The 25953-nt window shown below is 31.1% G+C and carries 30 protein-coding genes; 11 read left to right on the forward strand and 19 right to left on the reverse strand.

The features are described 5' to 3' along the window. Positions 1-86 precede the first annotated feature (86 nt). The 6 genes from WNY60_RS00255 to WNY60_RS00280 all read right to left on the reverse strand — a co-directional run bounded on the left by WNY60_RS00255 (position 87) and on the right by WNY60_RS00280 (position 4210). Positions 87-704: a flavin reductase family protein gene (locus WNY60_RS00255; RefSeq protein ID WP_342861075.1), complete on the reverse strand. Its 618-nt coding sequence runs from the start codon at positions 702-704 to the stop codon at positions 87-89. Then, positions 705-2015: an AarF/UbiB family protein gene (locus WNY60_RS00260; RefSeq protein WP_342861077.1), complete on the reverse strand. Its 1311-nt coding sequence runs from the start codon at positions 2013-2015 to the stop codon at positions 705-707. A 109-nt stretch (positions 2016-2124) separates the two neighbouring features. Continuing rightward, positions 2125-2784 (reverse strand): TetR family transcriptional regulator C-terminal domain-containing protein, encoded by a 660-nt coding sequence (locus WNY60_RS00265; RefSeq protein ID WP_342861079.1) that lies wholly within the window; start codon positions 2782-2784, stop codon positions 2125-2127. 101 nt (positions 2785-2885) lie between these two features. After that, positions 2886-3374, reverse strand: coding sequence for an N-acetyltransferase family protein (locus tag WNY60_RS00270; RefSeq protein WP_342861081.1), 489 nt, complete (start codon positions 3372-3374; stop codon positions 2886-2888). A 1-nt stretch (position 3375) separates the two neighbouring features. Continuing rightward, positions 3376-3846, reverse strand: coding sequence for a DUF6428 family protein (locus WNY60_RS00275; protein WP_342861082.1), 471 nt, complete (start codon positions 3844-3846; stop codon positions 3376-3378). A gap of 34 nt (positions 3847-3880) precedes the next feature. Then, on the reverse strand, positions 3881-4210 hold the full coding sequence (locus tag WNY60_RS00280; protein WP_342861083.1) for a metalloregulator ArsR/SmtB family transcription factor: 330 nt from the start codon (positions 4208-4210) through the stop codon (positions 3881-3883). Between the two features lie 142 nt (positions 4211-4352). Between WNY60_RS00280 and WNY60_RS00285 the strand changes: the two genes are divergently transcribed. Next, on the forward strand, positions 4353-5201 hold the full coding sequence (locus tag WNY60_RS00285) for a DUF2911 domain-containing protein (RefSeq protein ID WP_339809095.1): 849 nt from the start codon (positions 4353-4355) through the stop codon (positions 5199-5201). Between the two features lie 54 nt (positions 5202-5255). Here the strand turns inward: WNY60_RS00285 and WNY60_RS00290 are convergent, their stop codons facing one another. The 5 genes from WNY60_RS00290 to WNY60_RS00310 form a co-directional block, all read right to left on the reverse strand. Continuing rightward, a complete protein-coding gene (locus WNY60_RS00290; protein WP_198017326.1) occupies positions 5256-5459 on the reverse strand; it encodes a helix-turn-helix transcriptional regulator in 204 nt (67 codons plus the stop codon). Further along, on the reverse strand, positions 5446-5919 hold the full coding sequence (locus WNY60_RS00295; protein WP_342861084.1) for a hypothetical protein: 474 nt from the start codon (positions 5917-5919) through the stop codon (positions 5446-5448). Before WNY60_RS00295 ends, WNY60_RS00290 begins: the two co-directional genes overlap by 14 nt. 162 nt (positions 5920-6081) lie before the next feature. Further along, a complete protein-coding gene (locus tag WNY60_RS00300; protein WP_145002025.1) occupies positions 6082-6711 on the reverse strand; it encodes a tRNA (guanine-N1)-methyltransferase in 630 nt (209 codons plus the stop codon). A 129-nt stretch (positions 6712-6840) separates the two neighbouring features. Then, on the reverse strand, positions 6841-8289 hold the full coding sequence (locus tag WNY60_RS00305; protein WP_342861085.1) for a glyceraldehyde-3-phosphate dehydrogenase: 1449 nt from the start codon (positions 8287-8289) through the stop codon (positions 6841-6843). A gap of 150 nt (positions 8290-8439) precedes the next feature. Next, the gene (locus tag WNY60_RS00310) at positions 8440-9852 is read right to left on the reverse strand and encodes a trypsin-like peptidase domain-containing protein (protein WP_339809093.1); all 1413 of its coding nucleotides are present in this window, start codon (positions 9850-9852) and stop codon (positions 8440-8442) included. Between the two features lie 125 nt (positions 9853-9977). Here WNY60_RS00310 and dapF point away from each other — a divergent pair, with 125 nt between their 5' ends. The 5 genes from dapF to WNY60_RS00335 all read left to right on the forward strand — a co-directional run bounded on the left by dapF (position 9978) and on the right by WNY60_RS00335 (position 13973). Next, on the forward strand, positions 9978-10757 hold the full coding sequence (gene dapF, locus WNY60_RS00315) for a diaminopimelate epimerase (protein ID WP_342861086.1): 780 nt from the start codon (positions 9978-9980) through the stop codon (positions 10755-10757). After that, complete coding sequence (locus WNY60_RS00320; protein ID WP_342861088.1) at positions 10751-11284, forward strand: GNAT family protein; 534 nt, start codon at positions 10751-10753, stop codon at positions 11282-11284. The genes dapF and WNY60_RS00320 overlap by 7 nt, the downstream gene beginning before the upstream one ends. Then, positions 11274-12317 carry an endolytic transglycosylase MltG gene (mltG, locus tag WNY60_RS00325; RefSeq protein WP_342861090.1) on the forward strand — a complete coding sequence of 348 codons (1044 nt, stop codon included), beginning with the start codon at positions 11274-11276 and terminating at the stop codon, positions 12315-12317. The genes WNY60_RS00320 and mltG overlap by 11 nt, the downstream gene beginning before the upstream one ends. Before the next feature lie 5 nt (positions 12318-12322). Then, the gene (locus tag WNY60_RS00330) at positions 12323-13228 is read left to right on the forward strand and encodes a DUF2279 domain-containing protein (protein ID WP_342861091.1); all 906 of its coding nucleotides are present in this window, start codon (positions 12323-12325) and stop codon (positions 13226-13228) included. Between the two features lie 106 nt (positions 13229-13334). Further along, a complete protein-coding gene (locus WNY60_RS00335; RefSeq protein ID WP_292948527.1) occupies positions 13335-13973 on the forward strand; it encodes a peptidoglycan-binding protein LysM in 639 nt (212 codons plus the stop codon). On the opposite strand, the gene WNY60_RS00340 is transcribed toward WNY60_RS00335, so the two are convergent. The 3 genes from WNY60_RS00340 to dnaA are packed head-to-tail and all read right to left on the reverse strand — an operon-like array spanning position 13970 to position 16604. Continuing rightward, complete coding sequence (locus tag WNY60_RS00340) at positions 13970-14683, reverse strand: SAM-dependent methyltransferase (protein ID WP_342861093.1); 714 nt, start codon at positions 14681-14683, stop codon at positions 13970-13972. The genes WNY60_RS00335 and WNY60_RS00340 overlap by 4 nt on opposite strands. A 20-nt stretch (positions 14684-14703) precedes the next feature. Then, positions 14704-15165, reverse strand: coding sequence for a low molecular weight protein-tyrosine-phosphatase (locus WNY60_RS00345; RefSeq protein ID WP_342861095.1), 462 nt, complete (start codon positions 15163-15165; stop codon positions 14704-14706). 11 nt (positions 15166-15176) lie between these two features. Continuing rightward, a complete protein-coding gene (gene dnaA / locus WNY60_RS00350; protein WP_028281850.1) occupies positions 15177-16604 on the reverse strand; it encodes a chromosomal replication initiator protein DnaA in 1428 nt (475 codons plus the stop codon). A gap of 185 nt (positions 16605-16789) precedes the next feature. On the opposite strand from dnaA, the gene WNY60_RS00355 reads away from it, so the two are divergent. Beyond that, positions 16790-17194, forward strand: a complete 405-nt coding sequence (locus WNY60_RS00355; RefSeq protein ID WP_342861097.1) for a thioesterase family protein — start codon at positions 16790-16792, stop codon at positions 17192-17194. On the opposite strand, the gene WNY60_RS00360 is transcribed toward WNY60_RS00355, so the two are convergent. Genes WNY60_RS00360 through WNY60_RS00380 form a run of 5 tightly spaced genes read right to left on the reverse strand, consistent with a single transcriptional unit; the run spans position 17183 to position 20855 of the window. Beyond that, positions 17183-17794 carry a YigZ family protein gene (locus WNY60_RS00360; protein ID WP_342861099.1) on the reverse strand — a complete coding sequence of 204 codons (612 nt, stop codon included), beginning with the start codon at positions 17792-17794 and terminating at the stop codon, positions 17183-17185. The two genes, WNY60_RS00355 and WNY60_RS00360, sit on opposite strands and share 12 nt — an antisense overlap. A gap of 3 nt (positions 17795-17797) precedes the next feature. Beyond that, the gene (locus tag WNY60_RS00365) at positions 17798-18661 is read right to left on the reverse strand and encodes a DMT family transporter (protein WP_342861101.1); all 864 of its coding nucleotides are present in this window, start codon (positions 18659-18661) and stop codon (positions 17798-17800) included. Further along, positions 18661-19272, reverse strand: a complete 612-nt coding sequence (locus WNY60_RS00370) for an HAD-IA family hydrolase (RefSeq protein ID WP_342861103.1) — start codon at positions 19270-19272, stop codon at positions 18661-18663. The genes WNY60_RS00365 and WNY60_RS00370 overlap by 1 nt, the downstream gene beginning before the upstream one ends. A 30-nt stretch (positions 19273-19302) precedes the next feature. Continuing rightward, positions 19303-20400 (reverse strand): bifunctional diaminohydroxyphosphoribosylaminopyrimidine deaminase/5-amino-6-(5-phosphoribosylamino)uracil reductase RibD, encoded by a 1098-nt coding sequence (gene ribD / locus WNY60_RS00375; RefSeq protein WP_342861487.1) that lies wholly within the window; start codon positions 20398-20400, stop codon positions 19303-19305. Next, complete coding sequence (locus WNY60_RS00380; RefSeq protein ID WP_292948541.1) at positions 20400-20855, reverse strand: hypothetical protein; 456 nt, start codon at positions 20853-20855, stop codon at positions 20400-20402. Before WNY60_RS00380 ends, ribD begins: the two co-directional genes overlap by 1 nt. A 65-nt stretch (positions 20856-20920) precedes the next feature. Between WNY60_RS00380 and WNY60_RS00385 the strand changes: the two genes are divergently transcribed. Genes WNY60_RS00385 through ligA form a run of 4 tightly spaced genes read left to right on the forward strand, consistent with a single transcriptional unit; the run spans position 20921 to position 25891 of the window. Next, positions 20921-21412: a GNAT family N-acetyltransferase gene (locus WNY60_RS00385; protein ID WP_145002010.1), complete on the forward strand. Its 492-nt coding sequence runs from the start codon at positions 20921-20923 to the stop codon at positions 21410-21412. A gap of 9 nt (positions 21413-21421) precedes the next feature. Continuing rightward, positions 21422-22294 (forward strand): peptide chain release factor N(5)-glutamine methyltransferase, encoded by an 873-nt coding sequence (prmC, locus tag WNY60_RS00390; protein WP_342861106.1) that lies wholly within the window; start codon positions 21422-21424, stop codon positions 22292-22294. Beyond that, the gene (locus tag WNY60_RS00395; protein WP_342861108.1) at positions 22294-23895 is read left to right on the forward strand and encodes a hypothetical protein; all 1602 of its coding nucleotides are present in this window, start codon (positions 22294-22296) and stop codon (positions 23893-23895) included. The genes prmC and WNY60_RS00395 overlap by 1 nt, the downstream gene beginning before the upstream one ends. A gap of 1 nt (position 23896) precedes the next feature. Beyond that, complete coding sequence (ligA, locus tag WNY60_RS00400; RefSeq protein WP_339809080.1) at positions 23897-25891, forward strand: NAD-dependent DNA ligase LigA; 1995 nt, start codon at positions 23897-23899, stop codon at positions 25889-25891. Positions 25892-25953: the final 62 nt, after the last annotated feature.

The following is a 25953-nucleotide window of genomic DNA, read 5'->3' on the forward strand; positions in this document are numbered from 1 at the left end:
GTGTTATGTTGTTCTCGATACAATTTTTTTCATTCTTCAAAAAATCACTCGAACTGACGTTGTGTTTATCAATATTTTTAATTTATTTATTTTTTAGGTCTTTGGTATTCTAAGCGTTTTTCTAATTTAGGGATTGTATATCCATCTAAACCATTAATGGCAGCAATATTTGCTTTGGATAGATTTATAAATCCATCATCTTCTAATAAATCACCATTAATATACAAGCCTTGAATTTCTCCGATTACTAATATGGTGTTATTTGCTTCGATTAGATATTCTTCAATAAATTTCATTTCTAATTGAATTGGTGCGCCTTTTACAAATGGCGCTTTACAATTATCTTTGTATTCTGATTCTAAACCAGTCATATCAAATTCTGAAATCGACTGGTCGTATTTAGCAGAGGTATGATGTGCGTCTTCAAAATTGTTTAAATCAATGTGATTTATAGTATAAACGCCTGTCTTTTTTATGTTGTCATACGTGTGACGTGTTACCGTTGTTGGTCTGCAAAAAAAGCCCAATAAAGGCGGATTGCTACCAATGTGTGTTACCGAACTAAATACAGCTACATTTTCTTGTCCCTTGGTAGATTTTGTACCAATTAAATTAGCACTTTTAAAACCAGAGCAACTATTAATTAAATTAATTTTATATAAATGCTCTAATTCCTGAATCTGTTTTAAATTAAAATAAGCCATTTATAACGTTTTGTAATTGTTAATTTGAACGTCTTTTGCTTTTAAATCAAACATTAAATTATACAAACCAAAGAAGGTTCTGTTTATGTAAATAAAGTGCTTAGAACCTCGGTTTCCATTCATTTTTCTTAATTCTGTACTTTTACTGTAACGTTGTCCCATTTCTGAAATAGCGTTAAAAAATTTAGGGTCTGAGAAATCAAAAGTATCCTCGTGAAAAGGTTTTGTAAATAAGCTTAATAACTCATGAAACATTGCCGAGAAAAAATCTAATTCTTCTTGAGTGTCTTCTTCTCTTAAAATCTCTAATTCGTACATTTTAGCGGTAAACGCTTCTTTATTGTTGATTACCTCTGGTTTTGCTAATTCAAAATAAGGCACGTAAAAATCTTGAGGTACTTCTTTCATACATCCAAAATCTAAAGCAATTAAATCGCCAGATTTAGATACTAAAAAGTTTCCTGGATGTGGATCTGCATGTACTTTTTTGATAACATGCATTTGGTACATATAAAAATCCCAAAGCGCTTGACCTAATTGGTTTGCTTTGTTTTGATCTGTGTTGTATGCAGTAAATTCAGAAAGGTGTTCGCCTTCCATCCAGTCCATAGTTATAATACGCTCGGAAGATAATGCTTCGTAATAGTTTGGAAACTTTAAATTAGGGATGTGCTTACAAGCTGCTACAATAGCTTTGCTTTGCTCAACTTCTAAAATATAATTAGTTTCTTCTACTAATTTGTTTTCTACCTCTTGAAAGTACTTATCAGAGTCCTTTCCTTTAATATTAAACATTTTTATGGCAATAGGTTTTACCATAGCCAAATCGCTAGCAATGCTATCTGCAACACCTGGATATTGAATTTTCACAGCAAGTTTTTTTCCATCCTTTTCGGCTAAATGCACTTGTCCAATACTGGCTGCATTTACAGAATTTAGATTAAAAGTGTCGTAAATTTGGCTTGGTAATTTCCCGAAATATTTTTTAAAAGTTTTACTAACTAAAGGCGCAGAAAGTGGTGGTACAGAAAATTGTGCCAACGAAAACTTCTCTACATAAGCTTGTGGTAAAATACTTTTTTCCATGCTTAACATTTGTGCTACTTTAAGCGCACTTCCTTTTAATTGCTTTAAACCATCATAGATGTCTTCAGCATTGTTTTCGTTAAGTCTCGCTTTAGCTTCGGCTTCAGTTTTGGTGATTTTGTCACCGTAATATTTTAAATAATTTACACCAACTTTTGCTCCAGTAGTGACTAATTTAGTCGCTCTGGATATTTTTGATGTTGGTATTTTGTCTATCGTTTTCAATAGTTGTGGATTTTAGTAATAATAGGTATCCAGAAGTTTTAGAAACTTCTTTTTGCTCTGAATGACAATTGGAAGTCGTTGTTTTTTAAGTATTGCGCTTAGGATAATTTTAATTACTCATCTTAATTTTTTCTTTAAAGATGAATTTTCCAAAGTCAATAATACTTTTTAAAGGCATGACATTTAATACATCAAAACTTGTGTTTACAGATTTTTCTATAAAAATGTCTGTTTTTTCAAATGAAGCAGAAGTATCATCCATCCAAAATTTCAAGGTTAATAATAATTGTAACCATGCAGTTTCTGTAAGACCTCTATCTTGAATTTTGTTTAGCTGTTCTTGTTTAATATCAATAAGCTCGATACCTAAATCTTTTATATAATGTGTAAAACTTGCTTTAAGTTCTGATAAAGTAGCAAAACCTTTTAGACTGTTTTTGTGTTTATGTAAAGCATACACCACATAACTTCTGTTAGCGGTAAGGTTTTCAAAAAAGGTAAAGTAAAAGCTTAGTAATTTATTTCTAGGCTCAAAGTGTGCATAATCCTCACTAGCTTCTAAGGCATTATGTGTGTTATCAAAAAAGGCTTTGAAGATGCCTTTTTCTATAGCATCAAATGTTCCGAAGTGCTCATAAAATTTAGATTCCTCAAAATTATTATGCTTCGCAAATGCGTAAACCGATTTAGGTTGTTCGTTATGTTCTAAGACATAATCCATATAAAATGAAATAATGTCGTTACTGCTTATATTTTTCTTTTTTGCCATCCTATGAAAATTTGATAGCATAAAGATACAAAATGTTTAACGATGTATGGTTATTGTTAAACAAAATTTAACATGACTTTGTGCATGTTGCTCTAAAACGATTAAATACCTACTGTTTTACTACGTCTTTCAAGCATTATATTGTCCATCCACAGACCATGTAATTGTCCAATGTTTTCTTTATAACCAATAACTCTAAATTGATTATTGGTGTGTAATTTTAGACTAGCAGTATTAGCTCTCATTATTCCAGCTTGTAGCGTCCAAATATTATTTTGTTCGCTAATCTTAATTAACTTTTTTAGCAGGAAATCTCCAACCTTTTGCCCTCTAAAATGTTTTGACACATAAACACTAACTTCAGCAACGCCAGAATATACTTTTCTTTTTGAAACAGCACTTAAAGACGCCCAACCTAAAAATTGGTCGTCTTTTATTGCTAAAATACGACCAATAGGTAAGTGGTTGTTATTCCAATACTCCCAATCAGGTGCAACTGTTTCAAACGTTGCAACTCCTGTAGCAATACCCTCTTGATAAATAGATTGCACTTCTGAGAAATTGGCTTTATTTATGGTAATGATTTGCATATTAGCAACATCCAGAACCTGGTGCGCAAGAGTCTCCTGCTTGTATGTCTGAAAATTGTAGTTTTTGTTTTGGTTCTGGGATTCCGCATTTATCCTTTGCTAAACAATCGGTAACTAATGATGTTAGTTGAAAAGTATTGTTTTTAAATTCTAAACCAAATTTTTGAATGGTTTGTTCTCCTTGAAATTCAACTTCAATATCTAAACCTTCTAGGTTAAATATTTCTTCAGACAACTCTATGATTTTAACTAATTTTTCAGGATGTAATCTGTGATCATAATCATCTGCATTCCATAATTGGAAACTTACTTTTTTTTCTTGTCTAACAGTTCCACCACAATCAATAAAGTGTTTAGCAACTTGACCGACTTCAGTAACATGAAAGTGGTTTGGAACTAAACTACCATCAGGTAGTGTAAATGAAATAGTCTCTAATTGTGATAAGTGTTTTTTAATGTCTGAAAGTGTCATAATTTAATGTGTTATTATGATTAATATTTTGATGTTAGCAACATGTGTTGCTGTCTAAATTGTTGTCAAAAAAGCCAGTTAAAAGTGTTTTCATGGCTGTCCAATTGTCCTTGTTTATGCAATAGCAAACGCTTGTGCCTTCAATAGTACCTTGGATTAAACCTAGGTTTTTTAATTCTTTTAAATGTTGCGAGATTGTAGGTTGTGCCAATCCAATCTCTTCAACCAAATCACCACATACACACGCATTAATTTTAAACAAATGTTGTATAATGGCTACTCTAGCAGGATGTCCAAATGCTTTAGCAAAAAGTGCAATTTGGTTTTGTGACTCTGAAAATTTTTCGGTTTTAATTAATCCCATAATGTTTACATATTTGTACATCGCAATATTACGATTAATTGTTTGATTTTAGAAATAAATTACTCTTTTTTTAAGGTTTTATTAACAAACAAGGTTATACTTATGCTTAATTTTACGTTAATTAAAATCAAAAAATATAACCATGAAAAAATTATTTACATTAATTATGTTGCTAACAGTATCATTTGCTGTTAATGCACAAATTGAGACGCCTCAACCTAGTCCGTTTCAAAAGATTGAACAAAAAGTTGGTCTTACAGATGTTACATTAGAATATTCTAGACCATCAATGAGAGGTCGTGAAGTTTTTGGAAACTTAGTACCTTTTGGACAATTATGGAGAACAGGAGCAAATAAAAATACTATTATAACTTTTAGTGGAGATGTAACTGTTGGTGGACAAGCTTTAAAAGCTGGGTCTTATGCAGTATTTACAACACCAAATGCAGCTAGTTGGGACGTTATATTTTACAACGATACTAATAATTGGGGAGCACCAAAAACTTTAGATGAATCAAAAGTAGCAGCTAAAGTATCTGCAGAAGTATATACTTTACCTATGGATATCGAAACGTTTACTATGTCATTTGATGACTTAACAAACGATTCTGCAGTTTTAGGAATTATGTGGGAAAAAGCTTATGTAGCTGTAAAATTTGAGGTTGCAACAGATAAAGTAGTTACTGACGCTATTGCTAAAACAATGAATGGTCCTAGTGCAGATGATTATTATGCTGCAGCACGTTACTATTTTGAGTCAGGTAAGGACATCAATCAAGCTGTAACTTGGATGAATACTGCAGTAGATATGTATAAAGATGCTCCTAAGTTTTGGGTGTTACGTCAACAGTCTTTAATTAATGCAAAAGCAGGAGATAAAAAAGGAGCTATTAAAGCTGCTAAAGCGTCTTTGGCACTTGCTGAAAAAGCAGGTAATGCTGATTATATTAAGATGAATAAAGACTCTTTAAAAGAATGGGGAGGATTATAATCTAAAGATTTTTAAATTATAATAAAGTGCAATCTAATAGATTGCACTTTTTTTTTAGTCTATTTCTTCAAGTTCAAAAATATCATGTACAGAAACGTTAAAAACTTTAGATAATTTTAGAGCTAAAACTGTAGACGGTACGTATTTATTTTTTTCCATTGCATTTATGGTTTGTCTACTAACACCTATTTTATTCGCTAAATCTGCTTGTGTTAAATTATGAATAGCACGATGTACTTTAATTTTATTCGTCATAATTTCTAGATTTATATTTAAGAAAATTAAAACGTATTATAAAAAATAATAAAGGTGTAAACATGTTAAAGATTAAAACTTCAAAAAAGGTCATATTGTAAACAAATACAATTGCAAATATTAAAACTATATAATTAAATATAATTGCCCAAACTAATGATGTTTTTCTTAACTGAAAAATAAATTCATCTTCTATTTTCTCTTTACTAAATCCTACAATTAAACCACCAACAATAATTAATATAGCAACAATTTCATCTAAAATACCATTTTCGATTATTTTAAAGAAACCATTATTATTGTCAAAAAAACGATCAGAATTATACAAGACCAGTACATTAGTTTGTAATAATTCACCATCTAAAATAGTTTTATAAAATATTATTCCTGTTAGTAAGCCCAATATTAAAATTACCCATCCTATAATTTTAAAGTTGTTTGATAAGAGATAATGTGTTTTCATGTCTAAATTGTTTTATGTTTCAATAAATGTAAAGTTTATTTTACATTTAGACAAGTTTATGTGTCTTTTTTGTGTTTTTAGCAATTTGTTAATTTCAATTTTGAGCATAAAAAAACTGTAAAAATTAATTTACAGTTTTAAATTATCGTACTTAATAGCTAATTAACTATTCCTGTTTTTATTAAGTTCGTCTTGAAGTTGGCGTCTTACTTTTTGTTCACGCTCTAAGGCATTACGTCTATGTTCTTCAAACTCTTCTTCGGTTTCTTCTAATCTTAATTTAGCTTCTTTAGTTACAGCATTACTGTTTTTAAATTTATAGATAAAGAAAAATAGAAAGGCTAGTAATCCTGCAATGATTGACCATAATAATGTGTTGTATCCAACTTTACTCATTTGTAATCCAAATAGAGACATGCTGTCTTTTTCTTGGTTTGTTTCTTCTAAGTTGGTTTTTGTATTGCTTAAGCTACTTTTTAATTGCGTTACTTCTTGACTTTGAGAAGCTACTTTGTTTTGAGTGTCTAATAATTCTTTTTTTAGTGCTTTTAGCGAATCTAAAGTGTGCGATTTAATTTTTTCAATCCATTCGTTTCTAACAACTTCATAAGACTGTCCACGTGCATCTCTCCAGTTGTTTGATCTTTTTGTTAGATATTCAAATTGGTTTTCTAAAGTTCCCGAATCTAATGATAGCTTGTCATCTTCTTCTTCGGTTTCAGTTTGTGCAGTAGCAGTAAAAGTAAAAAGTAATAGGAAAAAAGCTGCTAATAGAAAATTTGTTTTACGCATTGTATTGTGTTTGTTGTCTTTCGTCTTTGCGAAAATATAAAAAAAAGGTTTGCTATAAGGCTTAAATATAACAAAAAGCCTCACAATTGCGAGGCTTTTATATATACGTTTGTAATTAAAATTTGGATGTTAGTAGTAGGTAAAACGTCTTACTTTAGCAATATGCTTAGCTAATCTAATTACTTGGTGGCTGTAACCATACTCATTATCATACCATACATATAGTATTGCATTTTTTCCATCTTTTCTAACAATGGTTGCTTTGCTGTCGTAAATAGAAGGTGCAGAGCTACCTATTATGTCTGTAGACACTAGCTCGTCACTCATTTCGTATTTAATTTGTTCAACTAAGTCACCTTCTAATGCATATTTTTTTAATGTTGCATTAATACTATCAATACTAGCTTTAGAGATTAGTTCTAAATTTAAAATGGCTAAAGACCCATTTGGTACAGGTACGCGAATGGCGTTAGAGGTTAACTTACCTTCAAAGCTTGGTAATGCTTTTGAAACCGCTTGACCAGCTCCAGTTTCTGTTATTACCATGTTTAAACCAGCAGCACGACCACGACGGTATTTACTGTGGAAGTTGTCTACTAAGTTTTGATCGTTTGTGTAAGCATGTATCGTTTCTAAGTGTCCGCTTTTTACACCATAGGTGTCTTCCATTGCTTTTAAAACAGGAGTAATCGCATTTGTTGTACAAGAGGCAGCAGAGAAGATGTCTATTTTATCAGGATCATTTTCTAGATGGTTAACACCATAAACAATATTTGGAATCCCTTTTCCTGGAGCAGTTAATAATACTTTATCAGCACCTGGAGAATTTTTTAATCTTGTTAATGCTTCTTTATCTCTAAATACACCTGTATTGTCAATGATTAGTGCATTGTTAATCCCATATTTGGTATAATCGATGTCTTCTGGTTGGTTAGCATTAATTATCTTTACAGTTGTCCCATTAATAATTAAAGCTTCGTTTTTGATATCTGTAGTTACAGTACCAGAAAAATCACCATGTACAGAGTCGTTACGTAATAAAGCTGCACGTTTTTCTAAAACAGTAGCATCTAATTTACCACGTGTTACTATAGCACGTAAACGTAATTGACTTCCTTTACCAGTACGTGTCATAAGCTCTCTAGCTACTAAACGACCAATACGACCAAATCCATAAAGTACCACATCTTTAGGTGTGATATCTTTAGTTTTACTAGCACCTTTAAGCTTTTTGGATACAAAAGCTAAAGCATTGCTGTATTTTTTTTCTTCTAAATGATACTCATACGTTAATTTACCAATATCTAATTTAGCAGGAGGTACATCTAAAGTTTTGATAGCTTGTGCAATCTCTACAGAATCAAAAATTGAGATTGGTTTTTGTACAAACTCGCCAGCATATTCATGCAGGTTTAAAATTTCGGATACATTTCTGTCAATTAATTGGTTTCTAAAAATCACCAATTCGATAGATTTGTCATACCATAAATCGCTAACAATTTTAATAAATTCTACGGTAGCTCGTCTTCTGTCTGCTTGAAACGCTAATTCGTTTTCGTAAGTTTCGTTAATGGACATTTTAAATTATTTAGTGTGTGTTGTTAATTTATTATGTAAATTTTCGGCAAAAGTATTGATTTCAAACGATTTCGTAAAGGAAAAAGTATAAAAAAATAAAAGCACTTAATTTTACTAATTAAGTGCTTTCTATTTAGGTTGGATAATTAATTATCTTAAACCATATCTGTTTTTCTCTCCTTTGGAGTTTATTAGCTCGATGCTTAATGGTTGATACGTGTCTCTGTTTTTTAAAACGTTATCAACATCTTCAATAGTATTTACTTTTACGTTATTAATGGCAGTAATTATGTTACCAGCTTCAATACCTTCCCTTTGTAAATATTGACCATAGGTACCATTTACTTTAGTAATTTTTACACCATTTTTAGTTTTGTATTTCTTTAAGTCTTCTGGTTTTGCATTTTTAATAACACCAATAACAGGTAAAATATAGGTGTTGTTTTTTAGTAAAGTAACAGCAACCTCCTTAGTTTGTCCATCACGTAATAAAGTTACGTTAACAACATCATTAGGACGTTTGGCATCCAAAAAGCCTCTTAAATCCGAGAATTTTTTAATTTTAATATTATCAATCATTTTAATAATATCACCACTTTTAATACCAGCTTCAGCAGCTCCAGTATCTTCCTCAACATCATCCACGTAAAACCCTTCGGTTTCTGCCACACCTAATTTTTCTGCATACGTACTATTTAATGAACCTCCAATAACACCCAAAATACCATTTTGGACATTACCAAACTCCATAATATCTTGTACTACTTTTTTAGCAATATTACTAGGTACAGCAAAAGAGTAACCAATATAAGAACCTGTTTGAGAAGTAATTGCTGTATTAATACCAATCAATTCTCCAGCAGTATTAACTAAGGCTCCTCCGGAGTTTCCTGGATTAACAGCAGCATCTGTTTGGATAAAAGACTGTGTGCTTTGTCCACTTAAATCTCTAGATTTAGCACTAATAATACCTGCAGTAACTGTGGATGTTAAGTTAAACGGATTACCAACAGCTAAAACCCATTCGCCAATTTTAGCAGTATCACTATCACCAAACGTTGTATAAGGTAATTGCTCGTCACTTTCAACTTTTAATAATGCAATGTCTGTTTTTGGATCAGTACCAATAATTTTAGCTGTTAAGGTACGATTGTCATTTAAGGTAACACTTAATTGTTGTGAGTCCTCAATAACATGATTATTAGTAATAATGTAACCATCAGGTGAAATAATTACACCACTACCAGTACCAAGTTGCCTTTTTTGAGGTACACGACCATAAAATAAGTCTTGTAATGTAGGTTGTGCTGTATTTAATGCCACATTTTTAACGTGTACCACAGCATGTACTGTTTTGTCTGCAGCATTGGTAAAGCTAATACCATCATTAGCAGCTAAAGCAGTTGTGGTTGTTTTATAATTGGTAGGCAAAAAAACAGGGTTATCCTGTATTGTGTTTGTTGCAATTTGTGCGTTGTCTTTTTCAAGAAAGGTTTTGTATGTTCCTAGGGTAATTGCACCTCCTAATACCGAAACTAAAACCAAAGTTAACATCTTCTTCATAAAATACTTAGTTTAGATTTATTAGATAACGATTAAAATTAATTAAATATTGAATGTCTATTTCAACTTTAACGACGTTTTAACAACTGAAAAAACTTATATTTGTCATTCAATTTTTCAGCCCAATGACATTGACTTTTTACAAATATCAAGGAACAGGTAATGACTTTGTCATGATTGATAATAGGCAAAACTTATTCGACAAAAATAATACCAAACTTGTTGCATTTTTATGTGATCGTAGATTTGGAATAGGAGCAGATGGACTAATTTTATTAGAAAATCACCCATCTGTAGATTTTAAAATGGTGTATTACAATGCAGACGGAAACCAAAGTACAATGTGTGGCAATGGTGGACGTTGTATTGTCGCTTTCGCGGAATTTTTGCAGATTGTAAAACATGAGACCACTTTTGAAGCGATAGACGGTTTGCATTATGCAAAAATGACAGATGGTTTAATACATCTACAAATGAAAGATGTTGATACCATTGAAGTCTTTAAACAACACCAATTTTTAGACACAGGATCGCCACATCACGTTCAGTTTGTTGAGGACTTAGTTAATTTTGATGTTAAAACGGAAGGTTCAAAAATTAGATATGGACAACCTTATAATAAAGCAGGAAGCAACGTAAATTTTGTTGAAAAAATTAACGAAGATACTTTTGCGTTAAGAACCTATGAAAGAGGAGTAGAAGATGAAACCTTATCTTGTGGTACAGGTGCAACAGCAGTCGCTATAGCCATGCATGAGACAGGTCAAAGTACAGCGTCCACAGTAAATCTTAATGTTCAAGGTGGACAGTTAAAAGTGTCTTTTACAAAAACAGAAAATGTTTATAAAAACGCCATGCTAATAGGACCTGCAAAACAGGTTTTTAAAGGCGAAATTACATGCTAACATTACAAGGTAAACATATAAATTTAAGAGCCTTAGAGCCTGAAGATTTGTCATTTATACACCAAATAGAAAATGACGAATCCATTTGGGAAATTAGCAACACGATAACACCATATTCCAAATACCTTATCAAACAGTATTTAGACCACGCACACAAGGATATTTACGAAGTCAAACAATTACGATTGGTCATTTGTAATAAAAATGAAGATGCAATAGGAATGATTGATGTTTTTGATTTTGATTATAAAAACAGAAGAGCAGGTATTGGTATTTTAGTAAAAGATACTGCTAATAGACAAAAAGGGCATGGTAAAGAAGCTTTGCAATTATTGACTAATTATTGTTTTAAACATTTAGATTTACATCAGTTATATTGTAATATAAGTGAAGATAATACTGCAAGTTTAGCACTTTTTAAAAGTCAAGGCTTTAAGGAAATAGGATTAAAAAAAGACTGGAATTATTTAAACGGTCACTTTAAAAACGAATATTTATTTCAATTGATTAATACAGATGTACATTAAAAAAATTTTATTAGCTATTGCCTTAATTGGTTTAGTCGTAGCAGCTTATTTTGCCTATTTTATTTATGGAGCCATGTTTGAAAAAAATACAGCTTTTAATAACGACAAAGCTTATATATATGTTCCAACCAATGCAAATTACGATCAAGTAAGAGCGCAATTGATCCCTTTATTAAAAGATATTGACAGTTTTGATGCTTTAGCAAAGCAAAAAAAATACACAACTAATATAAAAGCGGGACGTTTTGCTATTACTAAAAACATGAGTAATAATGATATTATAAACTCAATTAGAAGTAAAAACATTCCAATTAAATTAAGTTTTAACAATCAAGAGCGTATACAAAATCTTGCAGGTCGTATAGCACAACAAATTGAACCGGATAGTTTACAGCTTTTATCTGTAATGACGGATAATACTTTTTTAAAAGAGCATAAGTTTACTGATGCAACAGTTTTAAATATGTATGTACCTAATAGTTATGAGTTTTTTTGGAATACGTCAGCCGAAGGTTTTAGAGAACGTATGTTAAAAGAATATTATCGTTTTTGGAATACTACAAGACAAACAAAGCGTAAAGCTTTAAACCTATCCGTTAACGAGGTTATGACCATGGCATCCATCGTACAAAAAGAAACTGCTAAAGTTGACGAAAGACCACGAGTAGCTGGAGTATATTTAAATAGAATAAAAAAAGGAATGCCATTACAAGCAGATCCTACTGTGATATTTTCTAAAAAGTTAAAAGAAAACGATTTTGATCAAATTATAAAACGTGTGTTATATAAAGACCTTGAAATTGATTCGCCATACAACACGTATAAATATGCTGGTATTCCTCCTGGTCCAATAACAATGCCTGATGTGTCAGCAATTGATGCTGTACTAAATCCAGAATCTCATGATTACTATTACTTTGTCGCTAATGTGCAAAACTTTGGATATCATAAATTTGCTAAAACCTTAAGTCAACATAATGCCAATAAAAACGAATATGTACGTTGGATTAATAGTCAAGGTGTTAACAGATAATTTTTTTGAATAAAATAATCACTTTATTACTTTTTTTGACTTCAATTTTAGCTTTAGGGCAAATTGATGACGACTCGTTTTTTAAACCTAGTGATACCCTTAATACAAAACGTAAACAAGGTGTAATAATTACTCAAACCAGTTTGGCCACTTTGTCAATTGTTGGTTTAAATACGTTATGGTATTCAGATTATGAACGTTCAAAATTTCATACCACAAACGATAATTCTGAGTGGTTTAAAATGGATAAATTAGGTCACAGTTTTTCTGCCTATCAACTTGGTAAATTTGGAGCTCAAACTTTAAATTGGAGTGGTGTTAGCAAAAAAAATCAGTTGTTATATGGCGCAACAATAGGTTTTTCATTTTTAACAGCAGTCGAAGTTTTAGATGGTTTTTCAGAAGAATGGGGTTTTTCTTGGGGAGATTTTACAGCAAATGCAGCTGGAGCAGGTTTATATATTGGACAAGAATTACTTTGGGATGAACAACGCATTCAATTAAAATACTCTTTTAGTCAAAGTCCTTACGCTAATCAAAATCCTGAAAAATTGGGTAAAGGTTTACTTGAAGAGATTATTAAAGATTATAATGGACAAACCTATTGGTTAAGTGGCAACATACAGTCGTTTTTTAAAGACACAAAATTACCTAAATGGTTAAATGTAGCAGTAGGTTATGGTGTTGATGGCTTATTGTATGGTAATGCTAGTCTTCAAAATTTAGATTTTACTAACCAAAAACGAAGCAGACAATTTTATTTAAGTTTAGATATGGACTTAACCAAAATTAAAACTAATTCTACATTTTTAAAACAAGTTTTTAACGTTGTAAACGTTATAAAAATTCCTTTTCCTACAATTCAATTAAATGACAATGGAAAGGTAAAAGGACACCTTTTGTACTTTTAACATAAGTTAACATATTGATTATCAGTATTTGATTTTTTTTCGTATATTTGCACGCTGAAATTTAAGTCTATCCCTTATTAATTTATAGACTTTTAAATCAATACAAATGAAAAAAAATATTGGAAAGTTTATATCAATAGTACTTACAATATCAATATTAGTATTAGTTGTCTTTGACCAAACAGAAGGTAATGCAAAACTAATTGAGCGATACGATATTAATGATTTAGAGAATCAGGATTTAGCAATAAATCAACAAAAAATATTTTCGCCACATCTAGGAAAATCATTTACGGGTTTTAAAGAAGCTTTAGGTTTTAAGGAGTCTCAAAATGATTATTTTAGAGTTAACCAATTTGGTTACTTAGGTAAATATCAATTTGGGAAAAGTACCTTAAAAGTATTAGGTATCCATCATCCACAATTCTTTTTAAACAATCCAGAATTACAAGAAAAAGCATTTATAGCAAATACGCAGCGTAATAAATGGGTTTTGCGTAAGGATATTAAACGTTTTAAAGGAAAACTTATTAAAGGTGTGAAGGTAACCGAGTCTGGTATACTTGCAGCTGCACATTTAGCTGGTCCAGGTAGTGTTAAAAAATTTCTTAGAAGTTATGGCGAAACCGGTTTTGCAGATGCAAATGGTGCAACTATTAAGTATTACATGAAAAAGTTTTCGGGTTATGATACCTCGTTAATTAAACCTGTTAAAAAGGTTAGAGTAAAATATGAAAGCGCTTAAAAGCTTTTGTGTATTATAAATAGTGTTGGTCTTTTATGTAGGTCAACACTATTTTTTTTCCATTGATTTACTGTTTTTGTTTTAATAAACTCAGTAGGTAATGTTATATCACACGCCACGCAAATTTCTGTGTTTTCACTTAATGTGTTACATAAATTTTCTAATAATTTATTGTTTCGGTAAGGTGTTTCAATAAAAGACTGTGTCTGGTTATGTTCAAAACTTAAACGTTCTAAGCGTTTTAATTCTGCTTTACGCTCTCCTTTATCTATAGGTAAATAACCATTAAAAGCAAAACTTTGACCATTCATACCAGAAGCCATCATAGCAAGTAGGATAGAGGATGGTCCAACTAATGGAACAACTTGGATGTCATTTTTATGAGCTAAACTAACAACGTCAGCTCCAGGATCTGCAATTCCAGGACAACCAGCATCAGATATTAAACCAATAGTTTTACCTTCTAAACAAGGCTGTATAAAATTAGGTAAATCTGCAGCTTCAGTAAATTTATTTAATTCAAATAGGGTTAAGCTAGATTGTGGTTTTTCAGGAGCTATAGATTTTATAAATTTTCTAGCTGCTTTGGAGTTTTCAACAACAAAAGTATCCAAACTATCAATAATCGTTTTTACCTGAGCAGGTAAAACATGAAATGGATTGCACTCGCCAAGTGTACACGGAATTAAATATAATTTGCCTTTAGTCATAGTTTATAAATATATAAAACTTATGTTAGTTTACTTAATCTAATTTTAATCTTATTACAGGCATCATCAAGCATATTAAATACAGTTTCAAACCCTTTGTCACCACCATAATATGGATCTGGTACGTCTAAATTTAGATTTGGTTGACTTTCGTTTAATATTAGATTTACTTTTGATTTTTGAATATCATTTTCTGCTAAAGCTATAATATTATTATAGTTAGAATTGTCCATAGCATAAATAATATCAAAATCTAAAAAATCTTGTTTTACAAATTGTCTAGCTTGTTGTTGGGTAATATCGATCCCTTTTTGTTTTGCAATAGCAATGGATCTAGGGTCTGGTTTGTTACCTATATGGTAACTGCTTGTTCCTGCAGAATCTACAAAATATAAATGGTTATCTAATTTAGATTGTAGGATGCCTTCAGCCAAAGGAGAACGACAAATGTTTCCTAGGCAGACCATTAAAATTTTAGTCATTTAAAATAAAATTAAACCGAAAGTTTTTTCGTTAAATCTTCCACGTATTTTCTAAACTGCTTGTCTGTAGTTGATAAATTATCAACCGTTTTACAAGCATGTAATACTGTAGCGTGATCACGTTTTCCTATCTGAGAACCAATACTAGCTAAAGAGGCTTTAGTAAACTTTTTAGCAAAAAACATGGCTAACTGTCTAGCTTGTACAATGTGACGTTTTCTAGTTTTAGATTGTAAAGTATCCACATCCATTTGGAAATAATCTGATACTATTTTTTGTATATAATCTATTGAAACTTCACGTTTTGTGTTTTTAACAAACTTCTCGACAACCTGTCTAGCTAACTCTATATTAATTTCTTTTTTGTTAAAAGAAGATTGAGCTATTAATGAAATAATGGCACCTTCAAGCTCTCTAATATTAGATTTTATGTTTTTAGCAACATATTCAATTATATCTTCAGGCATTTCTACACCATCTCTATATAATTTGTTTTTTAATATGGATACACGTGTTTCAAAATCTGGAGTTTGTAACTCGGCAGATAATCCCCATTTAAATCTTGATAATAAACGTTGCTCAATATCTTGCATATCTACAGGAGCCTTGTCACTTGTTAAAATAACTTGTTTTCCGTTTTGATGCAAATGATTAAAAATGTGGAAAAAGACATCTTGTGTACCAGACTTACCAGATAAAAACTGTACATCATCAATAACCAATACATCTATTAATTGATAAAAGTGTATAAAGTCATTACGGTTGTTCTTTTTAACCGAGTCAATATATTGTTGCGTAAATTTTTCAGCAGAAATATATAAAACAGTCTTTTCTGGGTATTTATCTTTTATATCAACACCAATAGCGTGAGCCAAATGTGTTTTTCCTAAACCAACACCACCAAAAATTAATAATGGATTAAAAGATGTTCCTCCTGGTTTTGCAGAGACTGCTAAACCTGCACTACGCGCTAAACGGTTTGAATCACCTTCTAAAAAGTTATCAAAATTATAGTTTGGATTAAGTTGAGATTCAATTTTTACATTTCTAATTCCAGGAATTATAAATGGATTTCTTAATTCCGGATTTTTATTATTTAAAGGTACGTCAACGTTTTGCGACTTGACAGCACTTCTATTTGAACTCGGAATTTTTTCTGTAAAGGGTTGTTTATTACCATACGTGTTTTCCATTTTTATAATGTAAACTAGTTTGGCAGTTTCACCTAACTCTTTAGTTAAAGAGACTTTTAATAATTTAACGTAATGCTCTTCTAACCATTCGTAAAAAAATTTACTAGGGACTTGAATACTTAATGCATTGTCTGTTAGTTTAACCGCGACGATTGGTTCAAACCAAGTTTTGTATGCTTGTGGTTGGATATTATCCTTTATAAAAAGGAGACAATTATTCCAGACCGTTTGCGCAGTTACACTCATGTTAATTTTAAAAAGTATTTTTTATTAGTTAATTTGTCCCTATAATAGCAATAAGACAACTCTGATTGTTAGCTTGGCAAATATGTGAACAAAAAACGTAAAAAAAAAATCATTTACTATTGAATTTATAGTTTTTTTTGTGCATGTTAACCAACCATTCGAAACTACAAAAAAAAATCAAGACTATGGACATAATGCAAGATGAAATTGAAATAAGAGTACGATATGCAGAAACAGATCAAATGGGAATTGTACACCATGGTAATTACGCAATATATCTAGAAATGGCTAGAATTGAGTGGTTGCGTAAACTTGGAATTTCTTACAAAAAAATGGAGGACGAAGGACTTGGTTTACCAGTTGTATCGTTGTCTGTAAATTTCAAAAAATCAGCATATTATGACGACGTAATTACAGTAAAAACTACGTTAAAAAAAGCGCCAACTGCTCTGGTTGAGTTTGAATATATTATACTGAATGATTTGCAACAAATTTTATGTACAGCAACAGTAGTTTTAGCTTTTTTAGACATGAAAACTAGAAAACCTACTAGACCTCCTAAATATTTTTTAGAAGCTTTAAATAGCTAAATCTTTGATTTTAACCTCGTAAATTGTATCAAAAATTTCAAAAATAGTTTGCGCCTCTTTTTTTCTAACAGAGATCGTGATTTGGCAGTCTAGTTCTAATTTTTGGTTGATAACTTTTAAGTTTTTCTCTTTAATAACACGCATGACCTTATTCATGTTTTTGTAGTCAAAACTAATAAGGTATTTAATATTTATGGTTCGTGTTACAATTTTTGAAGCTTCCAAAGCCATTTGAGCTCCAGTTTTGTAGGCATTAATTAAGCCTCCAACACCAAGTTTAACACCTCCAAAATATCTAACAACAACAATCAGTATATTAGTGACATCAAAAGACTGTATTTGCCCATAAATAGGCATGCCAGCACTATTATTTGGTTCGCCATCATCATTTGCTCTGTAGGCAATGGTTTCTGTACCTAGCTGATAGGCGTAACACCAGTGTCTTGCTTGATGGTGTTGTTTTTTTAATTCTTCAATATGTTGCTTAACATCTTCTTCTGTTTTTACAGGAAATGCATACCCAAAAAACTTGGAGTTTTTATCTTTAAATAAGACTTCTTCAGATGGTTTAGTAATTGTTTTATAAGTGTCTTTTTCCATAAATTATGATAGTGTCACTAATATTATAGACAGTATGGCAATTCCAATACCAATCCAGTTTTTAGTTAATAAACGCTCTTTAAACATCAACAAGCCTATTAAGGTGGTTAGCATGACTATGGCTACGTTATTAACCGTAAAAATGGTCGAGCTTTCAAAATTTTCGGCATTTAAAGCCTTTAATAACAAGTAAATTGAATAGTAATTAACCACACCCAAAATAATACCAGACACGATGCTTTTAGGGTCAAAAGTAAATTGTTTTTGTATCGCTTTCGCGGAAAGCAAGCCAATCCCAATCACTCCAGCTATAAAAAATATGGTAGCTGAAAAAATGGGGATTCCATTGTCTGCTAAATAAGTCGTTTCGATATATTTAATAGACGTATCAATAGTACCTGATCCTAAAAATAGTACAATAGGCAACCATAGTGTTTTTATTGAAAAACGTTGATCAGTTTTTGTTTTATAGGATGCTAAGTAAACTGCTATTAAAGCCAATATAATACCTAATGCTTTTTGCCAACCCAAACTTTCGTTATAAAAAAACAAACCAAATATAATAGGAATAACAACGCTCATTTTACTAGCAACAGAAGCTACAGATAATCCATTACGTTGAGCTGTTAACGCCATTACATTAAAAATGGCTATAAATAAAAATCCTAAACCTATTGCGCCTAAAAACCATTTGGATTTTACAATGTCACTAACTATTATTGGAGAATCGTAGCTTAAAATACCATAGGTAAAAGCAGTAAAATAATTAAAAACTATAGTTTGTAGTGTATTTATATTGCGTTTTCCAACAACTTTAAAGATGACAAAAATTAATGTAGACGCACAAATACTAAGTAGTAAATACATTAAAACAAGTCTTTTTTAATGGTAAATAAATCTATAATATCTTCTGTTTTTGGATTGTTATTCCATACGTTAATACCTAAATTACTAGCAGTATCTGTGTTTTCAGAAGTATCATCTATAAACAGGCATTCCTCTGGTTTTAGGTTGTTTTCATTTAGTACAAACTGAAAAATATCTTTGTTTGGTTTACGCAATTGTATTTCGTGAGAAAGGTAAAATTTATCAAACGCATTTTTAAATTCGTCATAAAACGATACCTGATTTTTAATACAATCAATATGTAACTCATTAGTATTACTTAGTAATATTAGATTGTACTTTTTGTCTTTTGCTAATTGTTGTATAAACTCTAATCGTTTAACGGGAAAATCACAAATAATGTAGTTCCAAGCTTCAACGATTTGTTGTTTGGATAATTTTGGAAAATTACCCATGTAAAAATCTATAAACTCGTTAGTGTCTATCAGACCTTGTTCGTAAAAACTATTAAAAGCGACGATTTCTTCGGATAACTCATCAACGTCAAACAGCTCTAAAGCGTTGGTCATTGCACCTTCTTTATCTAAATTAATAAAGACATCTCCAAAATCAAATATTAGGGTTTTAATCATAGGGTTAGTATCATTTTGCTAAAGCAAAACTTAATTAGTGTTTTTGTAAATATATAGTAAGTCGTCTAAAATGGATGACTGATTAATTAATTCTCCTTGCAACCTAGGTGCTTTTACACCTTCGGTAAAAATTGTTTTACCCTTAAAAACTCTAGCTTCGTCCCAAAGTCCAGCATCTATAAAAAGTTGTAATGTTTTAGAGCCACCTTCAATAATTACAGAGTTGATGTTGTGTTTAAATAAAGTATCACAAATTTGTTGTGCTTGAGATTCTTTTTGACTAAAATCTATTCCTGAATTAAAATCTCCAACGATTGTATTGTTTGGCGGATGGATAGACCAAGTTGTGTTTTGTAAAGCCTCTTGAGTTGTGTTGTCGTTATTGTAAATTAATAAGCTTTCCGCTTTAGCGTTAAAAACATGGCAGTCTGCTTTTAAGATTTTATTTTTATCAAGTACGACGCGTAAAGGATTATTGCCAGTCCAATCCCTAACATCTAGAGTTGGATTGTCTTGTAAAACCGTATTAGTACCTACTAATATAGCTTGCTCTTCAGCTCTCCATTTATGGACTAATTGTCTAGAATAAGTGTTGGTAATCCAAACAGGTTTTTGTTCATTTTTAGATTTTGGTGCAATAAATCCATCGTTAGATTCTGCCCATTTTAATATAATATATGGTCGTTTTTTATTATGAAAAGTAAAAAAGCGTTTGTGGTGTGCTTTGCATTCGGCTTCCAAAACGCCAACTTTTACATTACGACCAGCTTCTAATAATTTTTTGATACCCTTACCAGCAACGTCAGGATTATCATCAATACATCCAATAACTATATTTGGTATTTGATGGTGGATAATTAAGTCGCTACAAGGTGGTGTTTTACCATAATGACTACATGGTTCTAGTGTTACGTAAATAGTAGCATCTTTTAAAAGGGACTGGTTTTTTACACTATTTATAGCATTTACTTCTGCATGATTGCCACCATATTTACTAGTGTATCCTTCGCCAATTATACGATTGTTTACGACAATAACGCAACCAACCATTGGATTTGGACGTGTTTGTCCCAATCCACTTTTGGCTATTTGCAACGCGCGTTTTATGTAAAATTGATCATTCAAAATTATAACTTTATTTTAATGTCCTCTGTACGATCGACTTGGTAAGAATGAGAAAAACCTAAAATCTTGTATTTAATATCTCCAAGATATTGAATTTTTATTTTTTTGCTAAAAAAACTACCTAATAAACTGCTTAAGTTTTTATTGCTTAGTAAGCTGTCTGTTGGTATTTTAGCTTGAAGTGGTATTGTGAATTCTTGTCGTGAAGGTACGTCAAAACTAACGCTTGAAACAGCACCAATATGATTGTTGTTTACCAATACTTTGATGCCATCAGTTTTAATTTTACCACCAATACTATTAGGATTTAAAAAAAGAGCATCTGCTGTGATGGTGATAAATTTTGAAGAAGACTCCAATACTTTTATGTTTTCAACTCTAATAAATTCTGGTTTTTCAGTCACTTTACAGTTAAAAAAACAGGTTAATATTGTTAATAAAATAAGTACTTTCTTCATGGGTCTTTTTTTGGATTTAATGTATCTTCATCCTCTAAAATAAGGCACAAAAATACTATATAAAAGTGAGTAATACTATTATTGAAATAAGAGAAATCCAGCCACATGATAATCCTCAAATAGAGGCTGTCATTCGCGAGGTTTTTATAGAATATAATTTGCCTTTAGTTGGGACAGCATATGCTGATCCTGAGACACCAAAAATGTTTGAAGCCTATGCAGAGCCAAAATCGACGTATTACGTAGTAGTCGTTGATGGAAAAGTTGAAGGAGGAGGTGGTTTAAAACCTTTGCATGGAATGGAAGAGGAGGTATTTGAAATTCAGAAAATGTATTTTTCTAATCGCTTACGCGGAAAAGGTTTTGGTAAAAAACTATTTCTAAAATGTCTGGAAAAAGGTAAAAATCAAGGGTTTAAAAAGGCTTATTTAGAAACTATTCCTATTTTAAAAGAAGCCATACATATTTACGAATCTAACGGTTTTAAGCATTTAAATGGTCCATTAGGTAGTACAGGACATTTTAATTGTGGTATTTGGATGGAAAAACAACTATAATATCAGCCTATGTTAATTAAAGATTTAAAAGCATTATTCCACAAGGAACTAGATGATATTTATGGTCCAGACGAAGTCTTTACCTTTTTTTTTATGTTGACAGAGCATTATTGTAATATTTCTAGATTGGATGTGGCTTTAAATACTAATTTAAGTGTGACAACGGATGAGAAAATTCAGATATTTAAAGCTTTAGAAAGCCTAGAGCAACAACAGCCCATACAATATATATTAGGTGAAACTGAGTTTTTTGGAATGCCTTTTAAGGTTAACCCAAACACTTTAATACCACGTCCAGAAACAGAGGAGTTAGTGCAATTGGTTTTAGATAGTTATGACAATAAAGAACAAGGACATAATGCTTCGGTTTTAGATATAGGAACTGGTAGTGGTTGCATTGCCATTAGTCTGGCCAAAAATTTAGCTGAAGCAACTATTTTTGGGCTTGATGTTTCCGCGAAAGCGATAAAAATAGCCACACAAAATGCCTTATTAAATAAAGTAAACGTGGATTTTATTGAAGCCAGTATTTTAGAAGATACTGCTTGTAAAAATATTTTTAAGGATTTAAAATTTGATACTATTGTGTCTAATCCTCCTTACGTGAGACAGTTGGAAAAGCAAGCAATGACGTCTAACGTGCTGGATAACGAGCCACATTTAGCCTTGTTTGTGTCTGATGATAATCCGTTAATTTTTTACAAAGCGATTACAAAATTTGCTTCGCAATACTTAAAAACTAATGGCGAATTATTTTTTGAAATAAATGAATATTTAGGTAAAGAAATGATAGCTTTATTGATCGATAATGGGTTTAAAAATGTACAATTAAAACAAGATTTTTTTGGTAAAGACCGAATGATTAGTGGTGTTAAACAATAATGAAAGTAATATATTACATACTACTATTTGTGTTAGTTTTAGGTTGTAAAAAAACCGATAAACAAATGGTAACGCCTGCTGTTAAAAAAGCAGTAGATAATAGTGTTTTTATTGACCGTTTTGAGGATGAATTTTTAGGTAGTGTAGGATATGTTGATCTAAAAAAACCACATTTAATTACTTCACGACTATTTAATACGTTTAGTATTTTATCTAAAGAAGATAATAAGGTACTTGAAACACAAAAGTTATTTAATACTCAGGATACGATTACTAAATTTGGAATGGCTTTAAATTTAAATTTTAGTAAAGCATTTAAAGCGTTTGTAATTTACAAGTTTATTGAAGACCAAGTCATGGATTATAAATTAGTGACCTACACTAATAACTACCAATTTATAGATGCTATTGACGTGTCTTATTATAATTTGACACATAAAATTAATCAAACCGAAACTTATGTTTATAATAATAAGTTATTTGTTCATGACAAACAGCTTAATAAGGCTATCCATTACTATTTAAACCCTAACGGAACATTTGAAAAGCAAAGTGATAGTATAAAATTTAATTATTTACCGCTAACAGATTATCAAACTTTAGATTATTTTAAAGTAAACTTTGATCAACGGATTGTAAAGTCTAAAAACGGTTTAATCATTAGGGATAGTTTGGGTAATAAAGTAGGTGAGTTTGAGTATTTAAAAACCGTTTCTGTTATTGATTATACGGATAATAAAACAAAAATTATAGATAATGGTCAAGTTGTCTATAGTCGCAAAGCTAAAGTGATTATTAATCCTAAAGCTTTAAAAAAAGACCAGAATTTTTATATTGATAACGCAAATATAGGCTACGTGCCTGAAGCTTATTTTTTTAAACCCTATAGCGATGATGGTAATCATTACAATTATGATGGCTTAATTGTTAAAGGAGAAAATTTACAACCAATTGCGCTTAGTGAGTTATTTGATGTAAAGCAAGTTGATATTAATGAGTATAAAAACCGAATTTTATATCAACCCAATAGTATAGATGTTACTAAACTTTACAAGAAGGATAACGTGTTAACCTTATTGGCAAAAAATGGTAAAAAAGTAATGTATAAAGACACGACTTACAACTCGGAGTTTAGTCCAACAAAAACATATAATGTCTTTAAAAATTCAGGTTTTAAAGATGTGTTTTTGGTGCATTATCACATGGTTTTTGATTATCAACGTTTTGATTTTATTAGTCAAGAGACAGGAGAATTATTAGACCAATACGCAGGAGGTTATCCTCATGTATCGCCTAAAAAAGATATAGTAGTTTCTATAGATTATGATACCGAGTGTCCTAGCCAGCGTACATTATTTATAGACAAAATAGTGGATGGTAAAATCATAAAGGCTTTTGAGTTATATTATAATTTGGAGGAAAACTATGATCATATAACTTTTAAAAAAATCTCTGATGACATGGAAGTCTATTGGTTAAGCAATAAAGAATTTATTGTGAAATTTTGGGGAGCATCAGAGTGCTATTCGGATTCAGAAAATTATTTTTATTATAAATACAAGATTAAACAGCAATTTTTAGAATTGCTAGAAGGCATATAATATGAACATACAATTAAAAATAAACGCATTAAGAGAACAGTTAAGAGAACATAATTATAATTATTATGTTTTAGACAGTCCGACAATTAGCGATTATGATTTTGATATACAATTAAAAGAATTACAAGCTTTAGAAGAAGCGCATCCTGAATTTTTTGATGCAACTTCGCCAACCTTACGTGTAGGAGGTCAAGTGACTAAAAATTTTAATACACTTGTGCATAAGCATAGGATGTATAGTTTAGATAATTCCTATTCTCTTGAAGATTTAAAAGATTGGGAAGCACGAGTTAAGAAGATGGTAGATGGTGAGATAGACTATGTGTGTGAATTAAAATACGATGGTGCCTCCATAAATCTAACATATCAAAATGGAAGTTTATTAAAAGCGGTTACACGAGGTGATGGTATGCAAGGAGACGAGGTTACTGCTAATGTAAAAACAATTAATTCTGTCCCTTTACAATTAAAAGGTAGTTTTCCTGAAGAGTTTGAAATTAGAGGTGAAATTATTTTACCCTTTGATGGTTTTAATAAAATGAATGAGGAGCGACTTGCTAATGGAGAAGAGCCTTATAAAAACCCACGTAACACAGCCTCTGGAAGTTTAAAGTTACAAGATAGTGCAGAGGTTGCAAAACGACCTTTAGATTGTTTGTTGTATGGTTTAGTAGGTGGCGATTTTGATTATAAAACGCACCTTGAAAGCTTAGAAAAAGCAAGACAAATGGGATTTAAAGTCCCAAATGAAATTAAATTGTGTAAAACCATTGATGACGTATTTGCTTTTATAAATCATTGGGATACTGCTAGACATGAATTACCTTATGAGACTGATGGTGTTGTAGTAAAAGTTAATAATTTGCATCATCAAGACGAGCTTGGTTTTACATCCAAAGCGCCACGTTGGGCTATGGCATACAAGTTTAAAGCAGAACAGGTTAGTACTATTTTAAATACTATTACTTATCAGGTTGGTCGAACAGGAGCTATAACTCCTGTTGCAAATTTAGAACCAGTAGAATTGGCTGGTACAATTGTAAAACGTGCATCTTTACATAATGCAGATCAAATTGAAAAACTGGATATAAGAGAAGGTGATACTGTTTTTGTTGAAAAAGGTGGCGAAATTATACCTAAAATTATAGCAGTAAATTTTTCTGAAAGACCAGATAACTCTGTGCCTACAAAGTATATAACACATTGTCCAGAATGTAATACATTATTACAAAGAGAAGCAGGTGAGGCTAAACATTTTTGTCCTAATTACAATGGTTGTAATCCACAAATCATAGGACGTATTCAGCATTACATCTCTAGAAAAGCAATGGATATTGAAGGTTTGGGAGGCGAGACTGTCGCGCTTTTAGTTCATGCAGGATTAATCCATAATTATGCAGATTTGTACGATCTAACTAAAGACCAAATCTTACCGTTAGAGCGTATGGCAGATAAAAGTGCGGATAATTTAATTGCAGGTATTGAAGCGTCAAAACAAATACCGTTTGAACGTGTTTTATTCGCGTTAGGTATCAGGTTTGTTGGAGAGACGGTTGCAAAAACGCTAGCTAAACATTATAAAAGTATTGATGCACTTGCTTTTGCATCTGTAATTGATTTAGAGCAGGTTAATGAAATAGGTGTCCGAATTGCTGAAAGTGTAGTCGACTTTTTCTCAAATCCAGAAAATCAAAAAGTCATTGATAGACTTAAGCAATATGGTTTACAATTAGAAATCTCTGCAGAGAAGTTAGCCAACCAAACAGATAAGTTAAAAGGACATAATATTGTAGTTTCAGGCGTATTTTATAAAGTATCACGTACTGAGTTGAAAAAGCTTATTGAAGATAATGGCGGAAAAGTAAGTAGTTCTATCTCTTCAAAAACAAGTTATATAATTGCTGGAGACAATATGGGACCAAGTAAAAAAGACAAAGCCGATAAGTTAAATATAGACATGATTTCAGAAGATGATTTCTTAAACAGCTTAGAATAAATGTGTTAATAGCCGATTAAAAGCTTATTTTATCGTTTAATAACAAATTATTTGTATATTTG

Source organism: Olleya sp. AS48, from assembly GCF_038900355.1.
Taxonomy (GTDB): domain Bacteria; phylum Bacteroidota; class Bacteroidia; order Flavobacteriales; family Flavobacteriaceae; genus Olleya.

Coding starts and splice junctions, on each gene's coding strand:
- WNY60_RS00280 (WP_342861083.1), bottom strand. CDS start 4,210: ATGGGATTAATTAAAACCGAAAAATTTTCAGAGTCACAAAACCAAATT.
- WNY60_RS00265 (WP_342861079.1), bottom strand. CDS start 2,784: ATGGCAAAAAAGAAAAATATAAGCAGTAACGACATTATTTCATTTTAT.
- WNY60_RS00345 (WP_342861095.1), bottom strand. CDS start 15,165: ATGACTAAAATTTTAATGGTCTGCCTAGGAAACATTTGTCGTTCTCCT.
- WNY60_RS00335 (WP_292948527.1), top strand. CDS start 13,335: ATGAAAAAAAATATTGGAAAGTTTATATCAATAGTACTTACAATATCA.
- WNY60_RS00320 (WP_342861088.1), top strand. CDS start 10,751: ATGCTAACATTACAAGGTAAACATATAAATTTAAGAGCCTTAGAGCCT.
- prmC (WP_342861106.1), top strand. CDS start 21,422: ATGTTAATTAAAGATTTAAAAGCATTATTCCACAAGGAACTAGATGAT.
- WNY60_RS00395 (WP_342861108.1), top strand. CDS start 22,294: ATGAAAGTAATATATTACATACTACTATTTGTGTTAGTTTTAGGTTGT.
- WNY60_RS00255 (WP_342861075.1), bottom strand. CDS start 704: ATGGCTTATTTTAATTTAAAACAGATTCAGGAATTAGAGCATTTATAT.
- WNY60_RS00300 (WP_145002025.1), bottom strand. CDS start 6,711: ATGCGTAAAACAAATTTTCTATTAGCAGCTTTTTTCCTATTACTTTTT.
- dnaA (WP_028281850.1), bottom strand. CDS start 16,604: ATGAGTGTAACTGCGCAAACGGTCTGGAATAATTGTCTCCTTTTTATA.
- WNY60_RS00370 (WP_342861103.1), bottom strand. CDS start 19,272: ATGATTAAAACCCTAATATTTGATTTTGGAGATGTCTTTATTAATTTA.
- ligA (WP_339809080.1), top strand. CDS start 23,897: ATGAACATACAATTAAAAATAAACGCATTAAGAGAACAGTTAAGAGAA.
- WNY60_RS00360 (WP_342861099.1), bottom strand. CDS start 17,794: ATGGAAAAAGACACTTATAAAACAATTACTAAACCATCTGAAGAAGTC.
- WNY60_RS00365 (WP_342861101.1), bottom strand. CDS start 18,661: ATGTATTTACTACTTAGTATTTGTGCGTCTACATTAATTTTTGTCATC.
- WNY60_RS00270 (WP_342861081.1), bottom strand. CDS start 3,374: ATGCAAATCATTACCATAAATAAAGCCAATTTCTCAGAAGTGCAATCT.
- mltG (WP_342861090.1), top strand. CDS start 11,274: ATGTACATTAAAAAAATTTTATTAGCTATTGCCTTAATTGGTTTAGTC.
- WNY60_RS00310 (WP_339809093.1), bottom strand. CDS start 9,852: ATGAAGAAGATGTTAACTTTGGTTTTAGTTTCGGTATTAGGAGGTGCA.
- dapF (WP_342861086.1), top strand. CDS start 9,978: ATGACATTGACTTTTTACAAATATCAAGGAACAGGTAATGACTTTGTC.
- WNY60_RS00380 (WP_292948541.1), bottom strand. CDS start 20,855: ATGAAGAAAGTACTTATTTTATTAACAATATTAACCTGTTTTTTTAAC.
- WNY60_RS00285 (WP_339809095.1), top strand. CDS start 4,353: ATGAAAAAATTATTTACATTAATTATGTTGCTAACAGTATCATTTGCT.
- WNY60_RS00355 (WP_342861097.1), top strand. CDS start 16,790: ATGGACATAATGCAAGATGAAATTGAAATAAGAGTACGATATGCAGAA.
- WNY60_RS00275 (WP_342861082.1), bottom strand. CDS start 3,846: ATGACACTTTCAGACATTAAAAAACACTTATCACAATTAGAGACTATT.
- WNY60_RS00295 (WP_342861084.1), bottom strand. CDS start 5,919: ATGAAAACACATTATCTCTTATCAAACAACTTTAAAATTATAGGATGG.
- WNY60_RS00305 (WP_342861085.1), bottom strand. CDS start 8,289: ATGTCCATTAACGAAACTTACGAAAACGAATTAGCGTTTCAAGCAGAC.
- WNY60_RS00340 (WP_342861093.1), bottom strand. CDS start 14,683: ATGACTAAAGGCAAATTATATTTAATTCCGTGTACACTTGGCGAGTGC.